We start from the raw sequence: 22,012 nt of genomic DNA on the forward strand, positions 1-22,012 counted from the left end.
ATGAGTAAAAAAAACCTTGACAAAATAGATTTACTAGCTTATAACAAGACATTGCAAGATATTTTTGAGTCAAAAATAAACGATTCAATGCTCTATCAAAATATTTTTAAGTTTCTAGAAATTACTAAAGTAACTTTTGACCAAGTCAAAATTGCAGCACCTAATCAAGATGTGATAAATCACTTAAATTCTGATTTCAAAGAAGATATAAAAGATTGTATTTTCCAACTTTTTGGAGAAAATAGAGAAATAACTTTTACAAGTGGAAAAAAAGACTCTTCTGAATCTCCTAAAAAAAGCGAAGAGAATATTCAATTGGTAGAAGAGAGCCAAAATAATGATGAACTTATCAAAAAATTTACTTTTGATAATTTTATTCAATCAAAATTTAATGAAAATGCCTTTTTAATTGGTAAGGAAATAATTGAAAATCCTGGTATTTATAATCCAGTTTTAATAAGTGGGGATTCTGGATTAGGAAAAACTCACCTTTTAAATGCAATTGGTAATGAATTTTTGAAAAAATATCCTAAAAGCATTGTCAAATTTTTGACTCCAAGTGATTTTTATAGAAAAATCATGCCTATTCTTTCATCAAATAACATTAATGAAAATGCTAAAAAATTCAAAGAATTAACTGAAGCTGACTTGGTTATGTTTGATGATTTTCAAATTTTTAGTATTGGAAACAAAAGAGCAACTCTAAATTTTATCTTTGAAATACTAGATAAAAGAATAATGAACAATAAAGTTACCATTTTAACTAGTGATAAAGACTTAAAATTCATGGCTTCTTTGTTTGAACAAAGACTTTATACCCGTCTTTCTTCAGGTTTGAGTGTTGAAATTGAACAACCAAACAAAGAAGACATGCTTAAAATTCTTAAATTCCAGCTAAAAATCAAGAATTTAAGTCCAGAAAAATGAGAAAAAGATGCTCTTGATTTTATGGTTAGAAACTTTTCTAAATCAATAAGGTTTTTAGAAGGAGCTCTTGATAAAGTGCACTTTTTCCAACTAAAAAAACAAATAAATGAATTTAATAAGCTAACTATTAGCAATATTTTTAAAAATGTTGAAATCACCAAGGAAAACACAACTCCTGAACGAATCATTGAACATGTGGCTAATTACTACAAACTTCCAAAGCATGAATTAATCAGTAAATCTAGAAAAAGTAACTTAGTTGTGGCTAGAGATATGGCTATTTATTTAATTCGAGAAGATTTAAATTACTCTTTTTCTAGGATTGGCCTAATTTTTTCGAACAGAGATCATTCAACAATCTTCAATTCTCATCGAAAAATATCACAAAGCATTAATAGCCATGATTCAACTAAGTACACAATTACTACCTTAAGGTCAAAAATCAACAAACTAAGTTAGATTAAAGAGAACTTATCCAAGGTTTACACAATAAAAAAGTCCTATAAAATCAAACTTTTAAATACTTATCCAAATATTAACAACAAATATTAATAATATTTATAATATAAATAAAAACAATAAAGGAATAAAAATGAAATTATTTTTAGAGAAAAGTAGATTCTTAAGGTTTTTGGAAAATACTACAAAAATTATTGAATCTAACAACTCAAATTATGAATTAAGAGGAGCTTATTTTCAAGTTAGGCAAGATAAAATAATTTTAATATCTTCAAATGAGGATATATCAATTAAAAATGAATATCTTTTAGATGGAATAAAAAATAAAACTGAAGGTGAAAGTGACTTTTTAGTACTTAATTCTTTGTTAAAAAACATAATAAAAAAATGTAGTGATTCAATAATTTTAGAAAAAGAAAAAAATACTTTAAAGATTTTTTCAGATCTACAAAGTTACGAAATTAATTTATTAGATCATGAAAGATTTCCTGACATAAAATTTGGTTTAAATAATAGCCAATTACAACTTAAAACAGAACAGTTTAAACAAGCTTTAAAAAATGTTGTTTTTGCAGCTGATTTAAGCAATGCTCAAGAATTGCTTTTAAATTCAGTAAATTTAAGTTTAAAAAATAATATTCTTACTCTTGTTGCAACAAATAGAGCAAGAATAGCAATGCAAAAAATTAAAACAGAGGATTCTCAAGAATTCAATTTAACAATTAATTCTAAAGTTGTAAAAGAGCTTATTTCTTTATCAATGTCAAATACTTTAATTCTTTCTCCTGGAACTTTTGAATTAAAAATTAAAAGCGGAAACTTAGAGATAAAAACTAAAGTTATTGAAATTCCTTATATGAATGTTGAAAATGTTTTTCCTAACAAATTTAATTTTGTAATTCATATTGATAAAAAAGAACTTTTAAGTTTAATTGATAAAGTCTCAATTGTCAATGATGAAAAAAACGGAAACAAAATTTTAATAGAATACAACCCATCAAAAAAAGAGAAGAAATTAAAATTATCTTCGTATTGACCTGATTTAGGTTTTTCTGAAGTTTTTTCTGATAACTTTGAGGTTGAAAGTGAAATATTATTAAAGTTTTTTATTAATGCAAATTATCTAAAAGAATCTATCAATGTTTTTGATGGAATGATTTCAATTTTTATAACCGAAAATAAAGATAGAATGGTTATAAGTTCAGAAACAAATTTAAATAACAAACAATTAATAGCAGCTCTAAGAGGACACTAAAATGACAATACTAATTAAAGGTGAGTTTTTAACAATTGGTCAACTAATTAAAAAAATAAAACTAATAGATTCTGGTGGACAAATTAAACAATTTATGCAAAGCCATCAAGTTAAAATAAATGGTAAATTAATAAACACCAGAAACACTAAAGTAAGAGTTGGAGACACCATTTGAATAGATGATCAACTTTATACAATCAAAGCACAAAATAATGAGGAATAAAATTGAAATATATTAAATCTAAAATACATAAAAAAGTTTTTAGAAAATTAAGTCATGTCAAGCTTTTTTACAAGGGTTTTCATAATAGAACTTATCTTGGTTTTTATAATGGTATAAAAGTTCAAATAAGATTAAAAATAAATGACATTGTAAACCATGAAGATGAATATAAATATTTAAAAAACAATGAAGATTATTTGTTTGTTAATAAATTTGTAGTTATTAAAAAATGATTTGATGGAGAACATTTTAAAGCAAACAAAGAAAGCTTAAAAAACCTATATGATATTTTAGAAAAGTTTTGAAGTCAAAATCTTGATTTGGCTAAGATGAACTGACTTTTTTATAAAACAAAAGATCCTAAATATTTATCTTTAGTCGAAAAATACAAAGATGATTTTAATGATGTAATTCATGGTGATTTAAACTTTAAAAACATTTTAGCAAATGATAAAAATGAAGTAAAGTTAATTGACTTTGAATGAATCAAAAAAGGATCAAAATATTTTGACATTATTTGTATTTACAAAAACTTCAATATAAATAAAAATGAGCTAATAAAAAGATTTGATTTAAATGAAGAAAAATTTGATGATTATTTATATATGTCAGTCAAATTTATTGAAGAGGCTGAAGAGAAAGTTTATTCAAAAATGAGTGATAGTTTTTGATATGAAAAAAAATAAAAAAAACTAAAAAATTATTTTGTTGTATCCATCTTTGTAGTTTCTTTTAAAATGAGATTCTATTTCTTCAATTACTCTAGTTTTTAGGTTTAAAAACTGAATTTCTTTTGTTTTAAAAGTTATGTTTAAAAATCAATTTTTTTCAGTGTTTTCATTAACATTACTTAAAACAAAAAAGCCTTGATGTTTGCTGCTATAAATGCTATAGATAGCTTTATTAATATTAATAGGAAAGAGATTGAATATTTTTTTAAATAGAGAGCTATTTTTTATTTCTTTATTTTTCTTATTAATTTGATAAATAAACAAATTTTTTAAACTTTTAAAACTTTTTATTTTTTTTAATGTTGAAGGAATTAAAATGTTGATTTCAACAAAAGAAACTTCATTGATTCAATTTGATTTATCTAAGACAAATCTAGGTTTTAAGAAATTATAATTTATGCTATTTGAATTATCAATTACATTATTGTAGAACTTCTTTTTTAAATTTCTATATGAGTCAATAGACATAAAAACTTGGAAAATATGTTTTTTTTGATCAATTTTTTCACCTTTGTTTCAAGATAAACTAGTCTCGAAAGCTAAGGAATAAAATAGATTATTTTTTTCACAAATTTGAACAAACTCACTAAAAACATTTCTTTCCATAAAACCCCATTAGTCTTGCAATTGTTAGCAATAATAAAACAATTATATTCTTATTTGCTATTATAATATGGATCGTTATTTATTTTTGATTACTATTTTTGAACAAAAATCTTATTTTTTAAAAAAAAGTATAATTTGTTTTATTATTTTGTTTAAATTCAATTTTTTTAGGAGATTATCATGAAAAAGCCAAGCTTTAAAAATTTTTTTAAATCTAGTAAAGTGGTTGATAAGAAAAAAACCAAAAGAAATTATATTCTTGGTGGATCTATTTTTACTTTAATAGTTTTGGGAGTTGTAGTTCCTATTTTTGCAGTAAATAACTCAACTGCTCAAAGACCAGCACTTCCAGGGGACGCACCCTTATTTAATTTTATAAATGGAAGAAATTCTGACCAAGTAACTAGTACTGTTGATTCTGTTTTGAATCAAGGTGTGTTAAAAGAAGTTAAAAAACAAGAGGAAGTTTTTACAAAATGATCAAATGCTTATAGTGAGTTTTTATACGAGCAAGAGAGAAAAGCTTCTGAAAATTTAGCTAATGTTTTTAAAGTTGAATCAGGTTTTTCTTCAAAACCTAGCGAATTTACAAATCCACTTAAAAAAATTGATGAAATAAGAGCAAGCGAAAGAAAAGAGCTTGATGATGCTAAAAGAAACATTCAACTTCAACAAGGACCTGCTAATTGAGAAGCTGAGTGACTAAAACAATTAAGAGAAAACGATAAATACGGAAAAAAAGGAAACGAAGAAGATGCTCTTGAGTTTTTAGTTCAAAAGAAAATTAAAAATGATGCTTACAGAAGATTTGATCCTCAAATTCTTTCTTCTTTAAATGTTGATGATTTAAAGAAGGTAGCTTCTAGAGATATTATGGACATCCATGACAACACTAAAGTTTTTATTAAAAAAGGACAGCCTCTTTTTCCTTTTGCTTTTGATGGCACAAACCTAAAACAAAATGTTGTTTTTCATAGTAATGACTCAACCAATAAAAGTGCAAGAGTTTATACAACCAGAAGTTTTATTAATGAACACAGAAATGTTGAAAATCTTGCTAAAAGATATTTAGAAAGATTTGGAAAATTATATTCAGTTTCAACTTTAACTCTACCTGGAAAATCAAATGATGCCAAGCCAGAAGAGCGCTATGTTTTATCTAAAGCTGATTTTACAAAATTAATTTCTTATTCAGCTTTTAATCCAGATAGACAATTAGGTGATGCAACAAACAATAACACTGGTGTTGATTTAATTTTAAATAAAGCAAAAAATTACAAAGGAGTTGAAACACTTTTTTCTAACATTAGTGCAGAAACAAGAAGACAAGCAGATATTGATCAACACATCATAAATGTAGCTTCAGTTAATTCATCAAAAAATGGAAGAGGATTTGTTGGTTTTGGATCATTATTAGACGTTTCTACAAAAACTTCAGATCTTTTATCTTTAACAATTCTTGGTGGTATTTTTAAAGTTGCTGAAATTGATGCAACAAACATAAAGAATCCTTTAGATACTTTCATTGAAAAAGTAAAAGAAAACTTTCCAGGTTTATTACCTGATGCAGCTCCAAATGTTAGTGATGTAGCAAAAACAAATAGAGAAATTTCACAAAAAATTCAAGACATGTCAAAAGAAGAATTTGATATAAAAATCAAGAAAATTTTTGAAGCTACCTTTACTACACCAAAAGATTTTAATGGAAGAGAAATTCTTCAAAAAAGAATGGCTTATTATAAAAAAGCAACAGATACTGATAAAAATGAATATTGAGTTGTTTTAGATGATAAAGGATTAAATATTGTTAAAAAACATGAAGTTTCAACAATGGATGAATTTTGAAATTATTTAAAAAATGATTTATATCACTCACTTCACTCTTCTTCATCTACACAAAGAGTTGGTTTTGACACACCTAAATTATTAAAATATTTTAGCAATGATACTTTTGCAGCACAAGGGACTTTTTCTAATGCAGAATTTGAAAAGTTTTATAGAGAAAAATATTCTAATTTAACTGTAGAAAATTTTAATAGTGAAAAAGAAAATGCAAGAGCTCATTTTTTAAGAAATATAACAAATCATGATTTTTCAAATCAATCTAAAGAAGTTGAAAAAATCAGGAAATTTATAGAATCTGAAAAAGATAAAAATACTTATGTTGAATTAAATGATGAAAACATATTTAAATTAAAATACCCAAATAATGATATTAATACAAAACAAAGTGAGCCAGAAAAAACAGTAGATTCTATGAAATCATTTTTCGAAAACATTTTATACCCTATGTTCTTTGATGTGTTTGGATCTAGAAGACTAAAAGGAGATAATTAATGATTAAAAACAAAATTAAGATTTTAAAAACTCTCTTTTTTACTTCGACGCCAATTATAACTTCTTCGCTTTTGATTTCTTGTGGTCAAGTTATTGACTCAACTGAAAAAATTAACCAAGAAACAGAGCTGAAAAAAACATCAACAAAAGAATCTGTGTTGAATTTATATTATGAATATATTGTTAGTCAAAAATATTCAAATGATTCAATAGACTTTTCTACTAAAAATGATCAGTCATTAGATGATAAAAATTCACAATTTTATAAAGATGCTTTTTTAGCATATAAATTTTATGTTTCAAATGAAAGACTTAAAAAATCAACTTGGTTTGTAGATCAAAGAGCAAATTGAGAAAAGGCAAACATAACTTCATTTGTAAATAAAACAACAAATCAAAGTATCACCATGAATTTTGGTCATCCTCTTGATGAAAACAATTTTAAAGTTTTATTTTTAAACAAAACCTCACCTGTAAGACATGAAATTATTAAAATGCTTATGGTTAAAAATTATTTACTAAATACAAGTGAAGAGCAAGTTAAAAAAAGCTTTCCTGATTATGAAAACAAAATCAAGCTTTTAGACAAAAATAACACAGATAAAAAAATCTATGAATCAATTGATTTATCAAAAAATAATTTCTTTTTAATGAAGTATTTATTAAAAGATAAAAGAATGATAATGAAATGAAATTATAAGAGTGAAACCGATTCATCTAAAGTTCTTGCTGGTATTGATGTTTATATTAATAACATTCAAGAATTTAATGAAAATGTTCAAACACAATCTAGAGTAGAATCTCTTTTAACCGAAGATATTTCTCTAAGATTAAATGATGAATATAGAAAAGCAAACGAAACCCAAAATTCAAGATTAAATCCTGAATTAATTAGAGCCTTTACTAATGTAGAAACAACTACAGAAAACGCTGGTGATTTAAACTACAACATTGATCAATTAAAAGAACAAAAAGAAGTTATTAATGGATTCTTAGTTGATAAAAATAAAATAATTTCTAATAAACAATTATTAATTAATCAAGCTTCTCAAAGTGGAACAGGTGATTTAACAAGATTTATTCAAATTACTAATTTTAAAGATGGTAAAAGTGAAATTGATATGTCTTATATTTTAAAACTAACTCCTCTATTTGAAGAAGACACTGCTAAAACAGCTGAGTACAATAAAGATAAAAAAGATTCAGATCCTACAATTAAAAGAGGCTTTTTTACATTTAAAAACACTCCTTGAGATCCAGATAAAGCTGAATCAGCTAATGAACTAACTAAGTTAGCTTATTGATTATATAGAACTGATAATTCATTATTTACTCAAGCAAAAAATCATTTTTCAAGTATTGGTTATAAAATAGAATCAAACAATCCTATAATTAGAGATCTTTTAAAAAATGAAGGAATTTTAAAGTAAATGTCAGATAATATCCATAGCATTTTTAAAAAAATAATTGATAGAAAAGAACCAGCTCAAATTATTTATGAAGATGATCAAGCAATTGCAATTATGGACAAGTTTCCATACAATCCAGGACACTTTTTGGTAATACCAAAAAAACATTCAACAAATCTAAAAGATATTGAAGAACAAAGTATTAATCACTTAATGAAAATAGCTATTAAATTAGCAAAAGAAAAAATTGAAAATAAGGAATTTGAAGACTTTAAACTTATTATCAATAATGGGGAAAAAGCTGGTCAAGTTGTTTATCATACTCACATTCATATAATTCCTTTTAGAAAAAAAGAAGGACATGAACATTAATAAAAAAACTTTCTGGATTTTCCAGAATTTTTTATTTCTTTTTTTGCTACAATTTTTTAGCAATAACAAATTTTTATAATTTTTATTGTCAATTTAATTTAAGTGGAAGTTGATCAATGATTAACGCAATTACCACACATACTCGAAAGGATTGTGCTTATTATGGCAAAAAAAGAAGTTGTAAAAATTGCTAAATTACAATTTATAGCTGGGCAAGCTAAACCAGGACCTTCATTGGCTGGTGTTGGAATTAACATGCCTGAGTTTACTAGACAATTTAATGAACAAACAAGAGATAGAGGTAATGAACCTGTTCCTGTTGAAATTACTGCTTATAAAGATAAATCATTTGATTTTAGACTTTTTACAGCACCTGCATCATTTAAAATTTTACAAGCTATTAAAGCTAAAAGTGGATCAGCAAATTCAAAAACAAACATCATTGGAACTTTAACTCTAGCTCAACTTGAAGAAATAGCTAAATATAAACTTCCAGATCTAAACACAGATGATTACAAAGTTGCTATGCATACAATTGCAGGAACAGCTAAAAACATGGGTGTTTTAGTTGAAGGTTGAGATGATGTTAAAAAAGCAAAAGAAGAGGCTAAAGCAGCAAAACTAGCTCAATTAAAAGCAGAAGCAAAAGAAGCTGCTCTTAAAGAAGCTGAAAAAGAATTAGTTGATTCAAAAGGTAAAGAAGTTGAAGTTAAACTTGTTGGAGAAGAAGAACAATCAGAAAGTGAGAATAACTAATGGCTAAAATTGGTAAAAAATTACAAGAAGCTAAAAAATTAGTTGACAAAAATCAATTTTATCCTCTAATTGAAGCTATTCAACTTGCAAAAAAAACTTCATATTCAAAATTTGATGCTTCAATCGACTTAGCTTTTAGATTAAATCTTGATACAAGAAAAGCTGATCAACAACTAAGAGGATCAATTTTACTTCCTCACGGAAACGGTAAAGTTACTAGAGTTTTAGTTGCAACTGACTCACCCGAATTACAAAAATCTTCAAAAGAAGCTGGAGCTGATTTTGTAGTTGATAAACTAGAATTAGAAGAGATCATCAAACAAAATAAATTTGACTTTGATGTAATTGTTGCAGATCCAAAAATGATGCCTATTTTAGGTAGATATGGTAAAGTGCTAGGTCCTAAAGGTTTAATGCCTAACCCAAAGACAGGAACTGTAACTCCTAACCCTGATAAAGCTGTTGTTGAAATCAAAAAGGGTAAAGCAAATTATAGAGCAGACAAATACGGAATTGTTCATTCATTAATTGGTAAAAAATCTATGAGTGATGATCAATTACTTGATAATGCAAAAGTGTTGATTGACACGATTAAAAGATTAAAACCTTCTGTTGTTAAAGGTACTTACATTAAGAATTTAACTATATCTTCTTCAATGGGTCCTTCAATTAAAATTAAGCTAGATTAATTAGTAAAATTTACAATAAAAAAATCGCTTAGATTTTCAAAGATCTTGGCGGTTTTTTTATGCTTTAAAATAACAAAAAAACTAGTGAAAGTCACCAGTTTTTTTGAGAGCGCTAACAACTCTTTTAATCACTACAAAGCTACTATATTTATTTATTTTTTGCTAATTTTATTTGAACCACAATGAACAGGAAAATACTTAAAAATGTAAAAAGATTACCAAGAAAACAAATTAAACATCAATAAAAACACTAAATTTATTATTAGTGTCAGAAAAGACAAAATACAAAATTAAGATAAGAATGAGAAGACTTAATTATTATAAATGAATAGAATGAAGGGAAGATACTAAGGGGAGAAGAAAAAACCACCTAAATGTAAAAAAATATTACACAATGCTAAAACTTAATTTTATGTCTATTCAAGAAAGTGGGGATAATATTAAACCAATAATTAATAAGGAGTCTTGAAAATGTATAAAAAAATACATCAAAAATTGATAACAAAATAAAAAGAGTTGATGCTTTTGGAACTTAACCCATAAACTACCTAACTAATAAAACAAAAGGCATCAACACTAAAAAAATAGAAACAATTTAATAAATTAGTAATAAAAAAATAAAAAAAATAAAGGAGGTAACAAAAAAACTAATTTAATAAATAAGAAGAATTTAAATTTGAAATTAAATTAAATAAAAAATAAAAAAATAATGTATTTTGTAGTAATTAAAAAAATGTACTTGTAATAAAAATATTTATGACTTGTACATATAAAATCTTAACACAAAACAGACTAAAAATATAAAAGCAATTTTTTTATTTAACAAAATAAAATTAAACTAAAATAACTTTTATCTTTTTAAAAAACAAGAATAAAAAAACACCACTAAGACATTTTTTTAGACATTGTTAGTGGTGTTTTTTATTATCTTTGTTTATTCAAAAAAAGAGTTTTTATATACTTTTATTTTCTTCTTTTGCCAGTCCATACAACCTAATATTTTTTTCTCCTTTAGTCGCTGAATTTGTTGAACTTTCAAGGATTAAATTGATCTTTAGTGATCCATCTTTGTCGTCAATTTCTGGTGATTCAACCATCTTATATTTAATTGAAAATTTAGGATCAATTTTATATTCTTGACCCTCTTCATCAATAGGTTGGAAATCACTAAATATATCTAAAATACTTTGAGTGATTTGACTTGGTTTTTTTGATTTTAAAGTTGAATTAATTTCAACAACTTTGCTAATTTTTAAAAGCTCTTCTTCTATTTCATTAGCAGGTAATTTAAAACCTGTTATTTCTAAAGAATTAATATTTGATACAAGCTTTCCATTTTTAGAATTTGGCTCTTGGTCACTTGCATTATCTTGGTTTTCTTTTGAGAAAGTGTATTTTAAAATACCAGTACTTTGTAAGCTACTTTTTGATTCTAAAGAAACAAAATTAAAAGTTAAATTTTCAGGAACTTCTAAATCAAAATACTCTTTAAAAGTTTCAAGTTTTTCTTGTGCACTAGATTTATCTTTATTTGCTTTTAAAATATTTTCTTTAACTTCTCTAACACTTAAAGAACCTGGATTTTTTAGTTGAACACTTGTTATTTGTTCTGTAATTTCTGGTTTTTTAAAACCTTCAACTAGAAAAGAAAAATCTCTTTTTATTTCTTTGTGTTTTAGAGTTAGTGTTAATTTGATTCTTGCTTTTTGCTGTTCATCATTTGCTCAAAGAACTGAATAAGTTGCAAGATATTTTGAAGAATCAAAATCACCTCTAGTTGTTGTTCAACTTAAGCCTTCACTTATGTCATTAGCGCTTTTATTTTTTAAATCACTTGCTAAAATTTGTTCTTTATTTTTAACTATTAAATTGACTTGAGTTTCTTCTAAACTTTCAAGCAATGTTTGAAAACCACTAAGTCTAATTTTTTGACTTGCACTTGGCTTACTAGAATTGTTTTCACTAACAAACATCATTAAATCAAGTGTTCCTTCAAGGTCATTTGCTTTTGCGTCTCCAGAAGCTGGTTTAAGTGAAATTTTATAGTTTTTTCTAAGATTATATTTGGTTCCTTGATCTTCTAAAATTAAATCACTTTCATTTATTGAAGTGCTGCTTGTAACTTTTGATGGCAACATTCTTTTAAGATAAGATGTTTCCTTAATTTTTAAAGATTTTATCTTAGTTATGTTTTCAAGCAAATCAAGAATTTTACCATCTTTATTTTTAAGTTTTCTTTGAATTAAAATATAAGAAAAACCACCAACAACTCCTAAGGTTGCTATTGCATTAAATGCTAAAAAGCTAATTAAAATTTTTTTTAGTTTCATCTGTGTCCTGTTATAATTTTTTGTTTTTTAAAATTGTTATAGAAACTTATTAATTTTTGTAATTTACAATAAGTTTTTAAAAATATATCAAAAAAACTATTGAATTAAAAAATATATTTTTATTAATGTTTTTCATTGCGTTTTTTCAACTCTTAAAATGAAAAATTTATTCATATTTGTCAATATATCTAAAGAAAAACTTTTAAGCAGTTTTGATCTTTTTTTGAGAATATTTTTCTTTGTTTTTTTGAAATAGCCAAAAATAAAATTGAATTCCATAAATTACTAAAGCAATGCATTGAAAAGCAAGGGGAATATAGAAATTGTTTGCTTGATTTTTGTAGACAACAATGGCCAATGAAAAATAAATTATTCACAAGATATTAAAGGCAAACATTATTATTACAAAAGATAAGGATAAATATTTAATAGTTTCTTTTTTAATACCAATTAAAATATTTGGAATAAAGCAAGTTGTAGTAATTAATGGAGCAATTATTGAATTAGTGAAGAATTTTTTGCTATAAAAACACCACTAATATTTAGAATAAAGAAAATAGAAACAAAGATTAAAACAAAACTTAAAGGTATGTATATTCAATTCCATTTTTTTGTTGGTTTATATGAGTATCTATAAAGGGCATAAATAGTTAGAGTTGAAATAAAAGTTGCAATTAAATTTGAAGTTGTGATTTGAATGTTGTTGATTAGATATCCATAGAAAAGTCAAATTGAAAAACTAAAGTGCAAAATCCAAAATGAAAAGGGATTAATTTTTTTTGTGTTTTTGCTTCGATAAATAGAAATTAATTGTGGAAGCATAATTAGTGTAGTAACAATAACAGCAACTCAACCAACAACTTCCGTAAATTCTTTCATATTAACGATTCATTATAAATGAAAATAAAACTTTTATTTTGATAAAAGGTAAAATTTAGTCTAAATAACAAAAATTTAAGGACTCATGTGTTTGATAATATAGTTGCAATTTCTTCAGGGGCCAAAGTTAATCAGGCCATTTCAATAATTAGGCTCTCAGGACCTGATGTTTTTGAAATTATGAAAAAAATTTTTACTGGTAAAGTTGGAAAAGACAAAAGCATAACTTATGGTTATATTAAAAATGACCAAGAAATAATTGATGAAGTTTTAGTGATGTGATTTAAAGGACCAAACAACTTTGTAGGAGAAGATACAGTAGAGATAAATGCTCATGGAGGAATAGTTGTTTCTACTTTAATTCTTGAAACAATAGTAGCCAATGGAGCTCGCTTAGCTGAGCCTGGTGAGTTTTCCAAAAGAGCTTTTTTAAATGGAAAATTAGATCTAGTCAAAGCAGAGGCGATCAATGATTTAATTCACTCAAAAACTGTTCAACAAGCAAAAATAAACATTAAAAAATTTGATAGAAAAACTTCTATGTTTATCAATGATTTAATTAACAAATTAGTTTTTATTATTGGTACATGTGAGGTAAATATTGACTATCCAGAATATGATGATATTGAAGAGTTAACTTTAGAGGTTCTTTTACCTAAACTCAAAGATTTAGAAAAAGAAATTTCAAAAGCAGTTGAACTCTCTGAAAGATCACGAATTTATTTTAACGAAATACCAATAGCAATTGTAGGAAGACCAAATGTTGGAAAATCATCTCTTTTAAATGCACTTCTTGAAGAAGATAAATCAATAGTTACAAATATTGAAGGAACAACAAGGGATGTTGTTGAGGCTCGTTTTGTTTTAAATGGTATTAACTTTTTATTAAAGGACACAGCTGGAATTAGACACTCAGAAAATGTCATTGAAAAAATAGGAATTGAAAAATCATTTAAACAAATTCAAGACTCTGAAATCATCATTCATCTTGTTTTAGAAAATCAAGATGAAGATGATTTTGAAAGAAAAATAAAAGAGCTTTCTGAAGGTAAAAAATATATTAGAGTTATTAATAAAAAAGATTTAATTTCAAAAGATAAAATTAAAAAAGATCAAATATATATTTCAGCTTTAAAAGGTGAAATATCAGAGCTTGAAAAAGCAATTTTATTCGAATATCAAAACATTGATTTAGATGATTTTAGAATGATTCAAAATACTCGTCAATTAGCCTTAATAAAATCATCTCTTTTTTCAATTCAAGAAGCCATAAAAGGACTTGAGCAAGGCTACACTCCTGATGTAGTAATTGTTGATATAACTAAAGCTTGAGAAGATTTGGTAAATATTGTAGGTAGAGCAGATAATGAAAAATTGCTTGATTCAATGTTTTCTAATTTTTGCCTTGGTAAATAAAATTTATTTGAATCTAAATTAAAACTAACTTATAATAAAAAAACTATGTCATATATAGATTTACACACTCACCCATTTAAAGAGTATTATGATGAACCTGAAAAGGAAATTGAAAGCTGATATTCTCAAGGAATTAAAAAACTTTTTTTTGTCTCTTGCGATTACAAAGAGATGGATCAAGTAATAAAAGCCTCTGAAAAATATGATTACATTTTTCCTGTTTTAGGAACTCATCCCTCTAGTGCCGCTGGTAAAAAAGATGGTGAGTATTTAGCTAAAAAAATTACAAAAAGAACTGTTGCAATTGGTGAAATAGGTCTTGATTATCATCATCCCAAAAACCCTCCTAGAAAGGTTCAAATTGAATCATTTATTTCGCAGCTCGATGTTGCATTAAAACACAACTTACCAGTGATTATTCATTGTCGAGAAACCTTCGATGATATCTATGAAATTTTGTCTAATCCAAAGTATGAAAATATGCAAATTATTTTTCATACTTTTAGTGGAAATAGAGACTGAGCTCAAAAGTTATTAAACAAAAATTTTTACTTATCTTTTAGCGGAGTTTTAACTTTTAAAAATGCTCAAGAAACAAGAGAAGTTTTAAAAATAACTCCACTAGAAAAAATCTTTTTTGAAACTGACTCTCCATATCTTGCGCCAGTGCCTTATAGAGGAAAGCAAAATAAATCTACATATGTAAAAGAAGTTTACAAACTAGCTAGTGAAATTTTAAACATTGATGAGCAAAAGTTAATTGCTCAAGTTGAGCAAAATGTTAAAAAGGTTTTTGGAGTTTAAGTGAGAGCAAAAAAACGCTTTGGTCAAAATTTTTTAATTGACCAAAATATCATTAATAAAATTGTTGATAGTAGTGAAGTTGAAAATCGAAATATTATTGAAATAGGTCCAGGTAAAGGAGCTTTAACCAAGATTTTGGTAAAAAAAGCTAATAAAGTTTTGGCCTATGAAATTGACCAAGATATGGTTAATATTTTGAATCAACAAATAAGCTCAAAAAATTTTGTTTTAATTAACAAAGATTTTTTAAAAGAAGAATTTGATAAATCACAAAACTACAACATAGTTGCAAATATTCCTTACTACATAACAAGTGACATTATTTTTAAAATTATTGAAAACCATCAGATTTTTGATCAAGCAACTTTAATGGTTCAAAAAGAAGTGGCTTTAAGAATTTTGGCTAAACAAAATGATAGTGAATTTTCCAAACTTTCTCTTTCTGTTCAATTTTTCTTTGATGTGTTTTTAATTTGCGATGTAAGCAAAAACTCTTTTAGACCTATTCCCAAAGTTGACTCAGCTGTCATAAAACTAGTAAAGAAAAAAAATAAAGACTTCTCGCTATGAAAAGAGTATTTTGAATTTTTAAAAATTGCTTTTTCATCTAGAAGAAAAACTCTTTTAAATAATTTAAAATATTTCTTTAATGAGCAAAAAATTTTGAAGTTTTTTGAATTGAAAAATTATGATCCAAAAGTTAGAGCTCAAAATATTAAAAATGAAGATTTCTATGCTTTATTTTTAGAACTGAGGTAAATAATGTGAAAAATACTAGCAAATGTTGATAATCCTTTTTATCAAAAAGGACTTAAAAAACTTTTTGATGTTATTCCTTTATGGGCAAACATAATTTTTATAATTATTTTTTTATCTCTATCAATTTTTTTATTTTTTTGATTCTTTAAAAAAACAAAAGATACTATGAAAAACTATAAAAAAGAACAGCTTGAGGAATATAGAAATAAATATCCAAAAAATAAAAACATCTCTTATGAACAAACAGGAATGTTTATTCCACCTTTGGTAAGAATAAAAACTTATTGACCTATTTTTGTTGCAATAGTTTTTGCCTTTATTGGAATTTCTTGAGCTGTTGGATCAACTATTTCTACTCTATAAACTCTTTTTTTAACTTGTTTTTAAGTAAAATTTTTTTTCTTTGTTATTCTTTTAAGTAGTACTTTTTAAAAAGTATGAAAAATAAAGTAAAAAATAAATTATTACTGAACGGGTGTTGTTTTCAATTTAGAGCCTGTTTGGTTATAGATTTGGAGAAACATACATGACGATTTTAAAAAAGCTTAATTTTAGAAAAGAGAAATCCGAAAAATCTAAAATTAACAATAATTCAGGAAAGTTAAAAAAACTTTTATCAAAAATTTCTGGTGCATTTATGCTTCCTATTGCGATTATGTCAATAGCCGGAATTTTTCTTGGTGTAGGAGCTGCCATTGCCACTGGATCAGGTGCCAATGAAGGACTAAAACTTTTTGGTCTTTTTATTCAAAATATGGGAGATCCTATTTTTAGCTCCTTACCACTTCTTTTTGCAGCCGCCTTTGTTATAGCCTTCACGGAGGAAGCTGGAGCAGCAGTTTTTGCTGCAATAATAGCTTATCTTGTTTTTTCTGCCCTTCAAGCAGCTTTGATTGAGCCTTTAAGAGATAGTGCTCAAAAAATTATAGGATATAAAGTTCTTTTTGAATCTGCAGGAAGAGATCCAGAAAGTCTAATAAGGCTAGTAGGAAGTTCTGTTGGATTTACAACACTTCAAACTTCTGTTTTTGGTGGTATATCTGTTGGATTAATCACCTCATATTTATATAATAAATTTCACAAAATTCAATTTCACCCAGCTTTTTCATTTTTTGCTGGTAAAAGATTTGTTCCACTAGTTGCTATTTTAGCTATGGTTCCTCTTTCACTTACATTCTTGTTATTCTGACCATGAGTTGGAAAAGGACTTTCAGTTTTTGGAACTGCACTAGGTAAAGTTCCATATGGAATTGAATCATTTATATTTGGATTTATTGAAAGATCACTAATTCCATTTGGACTTCACCACGTGTTTTATGCACCTCTATGATATTCAAATGCTGGAGGAGATGCTGCAACAGCACTAAGTCAATGACAACAAGCTGGAAATCAATTTGTTGAAAGTGCAGGATTTACAGCCGCAAATATTCAAGAGTTAATAGACTCTATTACAAAAAATGCTGATAAATGAGTAGGAGACTCAACTGGATGACAAGCAGTTAATTCTCTTAACTTTAATGTAGTTAGCTTCAGAAAACAAGGATCAAGCGAAGTTCAAACTTTAAGAGTTCTAGATTTTTTTGCTCAAGAATTTGGTATTAAACTAGGAAGATTCTTGCAAGGGAAATATGTATTTATGTCAATGGGGTTACCAGCTGCTGCTTTTGCAATGGTTATGGCAGCACCTAAAGAAAATAGAAAAGTTGCTTTTGCTTCTCTTGCACCAGCTGCCTTTACTTGTTTTCTAACAGGAATTACAGAACCTCTTGAATTTACATTCTTACTTCTTTCACCATTTTTATTCTGAGGATTCCATGCGTTTATGTGTGCTCTAGCATTTCTATTAATGAATGTTCTAGGAGCTCACATCGGAATGACATTTTCAGGTGGATTTATTGACTATGTAATTTACGGACTAATTCCAATTCAAAAAGGAACTCATGCTTATTGAGTATATGTTGTAGCACCATTTTATGCACCAATTTATTTCTTTGTTTTCTACTTCTGAATCAAGTTTAAAAATCTTGATACACCAGGAAGGGGGCAAAATATCAAATTATTTACAAAAAAAGATTTTAGAAATAAAAATAAAAACAAAAATTTAGTCGATCCTCAAGTAAGAGCTGTTGTTCTAGGGCTAGGGGGATGAGATAACATCACTAAATATGAAAACTGTGCTTCAAGGCTAAGATATGATGTTGTTGATTTTTCGAAAATTGATGAAAATAGAATTAAATCAGCAGGAGCAACTGCTATTAGAAGAGTTGGTTCAAACCATATTCAAATTATTGTAGGTTCTATAGCTGAGCCGCTAAATCAAAGAGTTAAAGCAAGCATTGGTCAAAGTTTAGAAAAAGATTCAAAACAAAGTGATTCAAATGATAAAAATTCAACATCAAAAGCTAATTTAGAAAATCCAAAAACTCAAAATAAAAATCTTTCAGTTTATTCTGTTTTTGAAGGTAATTCTCATTCAATAGTTGAACTTAATGATGGAGTTTTTTCAGAAAAAATGCTAGGAGACGGAGTTTTTGTTGAACCTAATGAATTTAAAGGTCTTCAAAAAGTTTATGCTCCTGTAAGTGGAAAATTAGTAACTCTTTTTGAAACCAAACATGCCTATGGAATTACAACTAATGAAGGAATTGAAATTCTAGTTCACATTGGTGTTGATACAGTTAATTTAAAAGGTCAAGGATTTAAAACTAATTTAGTTCAAGGCCAAGATGTAAAAATTGGAGATGTTTTAGCTGAAGTTGACTATGACTTTTTATCAAAACAAAACTTACCAAGTATGTCAACTATTGTTGTTATAACAAACATGGAACAAAGTAAAATAACTAATCTAAAACAAGGGCCAGTTGCCTTAAATCAAAAATTATTTGATCTTGAACAAAACTAATTTCTTAAAGTCAAAAAAGTGCTTAATCAACTATAAAAAGTTGAAAGCACTTTTTTATATCAAATAACTTATTTTATTCAAAGAAAAGCGTCTAAAAATTAATAGAATAAATTTACAAAAAAAGCTTTTTAAAAGATAGCTTTGAATTAAAAAAATTAGAGATGTTTTTTGAAAATTAAAGTTAAAAAACAATTTAAAAAATTGCATATATCAAAGTCAAAATTTTCAAAAATTTACTTGTAAAAAAACTACTAAAAAAAAGAGTGTTTTTTTATTTAGATGCTCCATAAAATTAAAGCCAATATTGATCAAATTATTGCTTGTTAAAAATAATTATTAAATATGATATTTTTAAATTAAATAGCAAAAGAGTATTTGTATAAATGATGAATAAAAAAGTAAATTTTGTGCAAAAAAATGTGCTTGAAAAACTTTTGAAGATTTAATAAAAAATGTAATTTTAAATATATTTTTTTAAGCTTAGAAAAATAGAAATCGTCTTTAAATATTAATGGCCTTTTAAAGATAAAATTTAAAAAAATTTTTAGTTTTTCAAAATGCAAAATTTTGTTAGATTTTAATTTGTTAATTAAATAAAAAAAGTTAGAACTTCTAAATTATAAAATAAGCATTTTTTAATATGAAAAAACAATTCATTAAATAGTCTTTGAATTCATTATTTGCTTTTTTTTTTTTTTTTTTTGAATAAGATAACCTTTATGACTCAAAAAGAAAAAAAGCAAAAAAATAAATTTAAAAAGTTAATTAAATTATTATCACTAGGCATAGCATTGCCATTGGTAGCTTCTTTTGGTGTTGTTGCTTGTTCAACACCAACACAAAAAGAAAATCAAACAAATTCTGATACAAGCCAAAGTACAAATCAACCAGATAAAAATGATAGTTCAACTTCTTTAATAAAAACTCATAAAGAACTAGCAATTGATCACAATAAATCAGCTTATCAATTAAATAAATTTTTAGAGTTAAAACTTGACAAACATATAAAAGTTGAAATTGAAAATAATCTAGATGTTTCTAATGTTTTGGCTGAGCATTTTAATTCAAATGGTCAATGAAAAAAATTAAAACTTAATACAAGTGCACTAGAGAGTGATGAAGTTAAAAATATACTAAAAGCAAATAAAATAGATCTAACTAAATTTAAATTTTACATAAATGAAAATTCAATTTTAGTTGATGAACAAGACTCTAGAAAAATCAATTTTAACATTCACATTAATGCAGTTGAAACAAAGGAAAATTTTAAACTTTTTTCATCTCATATAATTGAATCAACTTATTCAGGATTTAAGAAAAATCCAAGTGAATTAAGAAATATGAGTGCACTAGAAAAATTCATTGAAGACAACCCACAAAAAATTTCATTAAAAAGTGATAAAAATCAAAATGACATTTCATTTTTTGACATCCAAGAAGAGTTTAGAAAACTTGAAGATGATGATTTTGAAAAGCTATTGGTTAAAAGAAAAGATCTACTTAAAAAATATTTCGATTTACAAAATTTAGAAAATAAAAATGAAGCTATTAACTTTAAAGTAAATAAAGTTTATATAGATAATAACAAAGAAAATACATTAGCTATTAATCTTAGAATAATAAGAGCTAAGCTAAAAGAAGTTTTAATTCGACAACAAGATCAAAGTTTAGCTAAAAGAAAAGTAACAGTCTTTACTTCAAAAGAAATGATTTTTAAAGTTTCTAAAGACACTGGTGCTATGAGAGTTAAAAAAGATGATTTAGAATTTATAAAAGCAAATGCTAAATTAAGAGCTTTTGACTATAGCTCTGCTTACAACTTTGATTTTGAAAATATGGAAGATTCTCTTTCAAAAGTTATTGTTGATTCAACTCATAAAAAACTTAAATACAAAGTTTTAGATGTTACTAAAAATGATCAATATACAAGATCATGAAAAGTAAAAATTACTAGCATAAGTGAAGATCCAAACTTAGACAAAATTGAATTTGTAAAAAACTTTGAAGTTCCTGAAAGAGCTTACATTTTTAATCAAGAACTTCAAGATGTAAATAAAAACTATTCAATGGATCTAGGAGAGTTTCAAGCTAACCAATTAACTGAAGTAACTGATTCTCTAAGACAAAGACTTCAAAGCCCAATTGTCTCTGGAGGTTGACTTGATATTAGAAGCATTTATCATGCTAGAAAAGTTTTAGAAGTTACAAAACAACTTCATTTAGCAGAAGATGTTCTAGTTGAAAAAGGAACTAAAATTTTAGCTCCTTTTGATGGTGAAATTGTTGCAGCTTATTATTTAAAATCAGAACGCATTGGTTATGGTATTGGAACAGTTACAATTCTTAAAGTTAAGAAAAAAGATTTAATAGGACATGTAGATCAAAGTGTAATTGATAATGAATTAGCTGAAACAGATAGCATTTTCATAAGTTTTATCCACTTAGATGATTCATATCTAAAAGAGCTAGGCACTGTTAAAGAATACAAAAGTAATATAGTTGGAAGAAAGCAAGAAAGAATAACTGCTGCTGTTGAAGAAATAAGTGCCAAAAGTCCTAAAAAAGTTAAAAAAGGTGATGTCATTGGCATTGTAGGAACTATTCAAAATAATGGTGGATGAGTTCCACATGTCCATGTTGAAGTTTATTATGGTAGTTCTAACTGATACACTAAAGAAGGAATAAAACAAGGACTATGACAACGAGGAATTCATAGCAATACTCCTTTATACAATTCTTATGATTCAAGCAAGCCTGAATTTAATCCTTTGGCATTAAAACCTCAAGCTGTAACTTATGCTAGAAGTAAACTTTATCACAAAATAGATGATCCTAGTACTCTAGCTCCAGGTGAGATAATTGATGAAAAATATGATAGAAGAATTTTCTATAATGACTACATAGCTTATAGACAATATGGAGTTTTAAATCCTAATTTATTTTTTAGATTTAACGGAAGTTCATCTTTAAAATTCAATATTTTTGATATTTTTCCTAACTTAGAAGAAGAACAAGAATAAAACAAAGCTTTTTAATCTAAAAATTCTTATACATTACAAATGTTTATCCTAAAAAAAGCTTAGAAAAAAGATGTAAATTTTACAAAAAAAATAATAAAAATTAAGCTCAAACAAAGCTTATAAATTGAGTTTTTACCT

The 22,012-nt window shown here is 25.9% G+C and carries 18 protein-coding genes; 15 read left to right on the forward strand and 3 right to left on the reverse strand.

The genetic code is table 4. The features are described from left to right. The 4 genes from dnaA to EXC36_RS00020 all read left to right on the forward strand — a co-directional run. The coding region (gene dnaA, locus EXC36_RS00005; RefSeq protein ID WP_129689938.1) for a chromosomal replication initiator protein DnaA at window positions 1-1,386 on the forward strand (1,386 nt) is incomplete at its 5' end. Between the two features lie 133 nt (window positions 1,387-1,519). Next, window positions 1,520-2,641: a DNA polymerase III subunit beta family protein gene (locus tag EXC36_RS00010; RefSeq protein ID WP_010924806.1), complete on the forward strand. Its 1,122-nt coding sequence runs from the start codon at window positions 1,520-1,522 to the stop codon at window positions 2,639-2,641. A gap of 1 nt (window position 2,642) precedes the next feature. Next, on the forward strand, window positions 2,643-2,864 hold the full coding sequence (gene yaaA, locus EXC36_RS00015) for a S4 domain-containing protein YaaA (RefSeq protein WP_010924807.1): 222 nt from the start codon (window positions 2,643-2,645) through the stop codon (window positions 2,862-2,864). Window positions 2,865-2,866: 2 nt separating this feature from the next. After that, complete coding sequence (locus tag EXC36_RS00020) at window positions 2,867-3,550, forward strand: phosphotransferase family protein (protein WP_010924808.1); 684 nt, start codon at window positions 2,867-2,869, stop codon at window positions 3,548-3,550. 6 nt (window positions 3,551-3,556) lie between these two features. On the opposite strand, the gene EXC36_RS00025 is transcribed toward EXC36_RS00020, so the two are convergent. Next, the gene (locus EXC36_RS00025; protein WP_010924809.1) at window positions 3,557-4,201 is read right to left on the reverse strand and encodes a hypothetical protein; all 645 of its coding nucleotides are present in this window, start codon (window positions 4,199-4,201) and stop codon (window positions 3,557-3,559) included. A gap of 180 nt (window positions 4,202-4,381) precedes the next feature. Here EXC36_RS00025 and EXC36_RS00030 point away from each other — a divergent pair, with 180 nt between their 5' ends. The 5 genes from EXC36_RS00030 (at window position 4,382) to rplA (ending at window position 9,764) form a co-directional block, all read left to right on the forward strand. Then, complete coding sequence (locus EXC36_RS00030; RefSeq protein WP_010924810.1) at window positions 4,382-6,538, forward strand: HinT-interacting membrane complex protein P80; 2,157 nt, start codon at window positions 4,382-4,384, stop codon at window positions 6,536-6,538. After that, complete coding sequence (locus tag EXC36_RS00035; RefSeq protein WP_010924811.1) at window positions 6,538-7,968, forward strand: HinT-interacting membrane complex lipoprotein P60; 1,431 nt, start codon at window positions 6,538-6,540, stop codon at window positions 7,966-7,968. Before EXC36_RS00030 ends, EXC36_RS00035 begins: the two co-directional genes overlap by 1 nt. After that, window positions 7,969-8,319, forward strand: coding sequence for a histidine triad protein HinT (gene hinT / locus EXC36_RS00040; protein WP_010924812.1), 351 nt, complete (start codon window positions 7,969-7,971; stop codon window positions 8,317-8,319). It abuts the gene before it with no gap. 162 nt (window positions 8,320-8,481) lie between these two features. Continuing rightward, entirely contained in the window at window positions 8,482-9,075 is a 594-nt protein-coding gene (rplK, locus tag EXC36_RS00045) for a 50S ribosomal protein L11 (protein WP_010924813.1), read from the forward strand. Continuing rightward, window positions 9,075-9,764, forward strand: a complete 690-nt coding sequence (rplA, locus tag EXC36_RS00050) for a 50S ribosomal protein L1 (RefSeq protein WP_010924814.1) — start codon at window positions 9,075-9,077, stop codon at window positions 9,762-9,764. The genes rplK and rplA overlap by 1 nt, the downstream gene beginning before the upstream one ends. Before the next feature lie 953 nt (window positions 9,765-10,717). Here the strand turns inward: rplA and EXC36_RS00055 are convergent. Further along, on the reverse strand, window positions 10,718-12,094 hold the full coding sequence (locus tag EXC36_RS00055; protein WP_129689940.1) for a lipoprotein 17-related variable surface protein: 1,377 nt from the start codon (window positions 12,092-12,094) through the stop codon (window positions 10,718-10,720). A 495-nt stretch (window positions 12,095-12,589) separates the two neighbouring features. Then, on the reverse strand, window positions 12,590-12,973 hold the full coding sequence (locus EXC36_RS00060; protein WP_129689942.1) for a SemiSWEET family sugar transporter: 384 nt from the start codon (window positions 12,971-12,973) through the stop codon (window positions 12,590-12,592). A gap of 87 nt (window positions 12,974-13,060) precedes the next feature. Between EXC36_RS00060 and mnmE the strand changes: the two genes are divergently transcribed. The 6 genes from mnmE to EXC36_RS00090 all read left to right on the forward strand — a co-directional run bounded on the left by mnmE (window position 13,061) and on the right by EXC36_RS00090 (window position 21,874). Next, window positions 13,061-14,389 (forward strand): tRNA uridine-5-carboxymethylaminomethyl(34) synthesis GTPase MnmE, encoded by a 1,329-nt coding sequence (gene mnmE, locus EXC36_RS00065; RefSeq protein ID WP_010924817.1) that lies wholly within the window; start codon window positions 13,061-13,063, stop codon window positions 14,387-14,389. Window positions 14,390-14,434: 45 nt separating this feature from the next. Continuing rightward, window positions 14,435-15,193, forward strand: coding sequence for a TatD family hydrolase (locus EXC36_RS00070; protein ID WP_010924818.1), 759 nt, complete (start codon window positions 14,435-14,437; stop codon window positions 15,191-15,193). Then, window positions 15,194-15,952, forward strand: coding sequence for a 16S rRNA (adenine(1518)-N(6)/adenine(1519)-N(6))-dimethyltransferase RsmA (rsmA, locus tag EXC36_RS00075; protein ID WP_010924819.1), 759 nt, complete (start codon window positions 15,194-15,196; stop codon window positions 15,950-15,952). Between the two features lie 3 nt (window positions 15,953-15,955). After that, the gene (locus tag EXC36_RS00080) at window positions 15,956-16,315 is read left to right on the forward strand and encodes a hypothetical protein (RefSeq protein WP_010924820.1); all 360 of its coding nucleotides are present in this window, start codon (window positions 15,956-15,958) and stop codon (window positions 16,313-16,315) included. Between the two features lie 163 nt (window positions 16,316-16,478). Continuing rightward, on the forward strand, window positions 16,479-18,854 hold the full coding sequence (locus tag EXC36_RS00085; RefSeq protein ID WP_129689944.1) for a PTS transporter subunit IIABC: 2,376 nt from the start codon (window positions 16,479-16,481) through the stop codon (window positions 18,852-18,854). Between the two features lie 719 nt (window positions 18,855-19,573). Continuing rightward, window positions 19,574-21,874, forward strand: a complete 2,301-nt coding sequence (locus tag EXC36_RS00090) for an MSC_0775 family lipoprotein (protein WP_010924823.1) — start codon at window positions 19,574-19,576, stop codon at window positions 21,872-21,874. Window positions 21,875-22,012: the final 138 nt, after the last annotated feature.

It is taken from the genome of Mycoplasmopsis pulmonis, assembly GCF_900660575.1.
Classification (GTDB): Bacteria; Bacillota_I; Bacilli_A; order Mycoplasmatales; family Metamycoplasmataceae; genus Mycoplasmopsis_B; species Mycoplasmopsis_B pulmonis.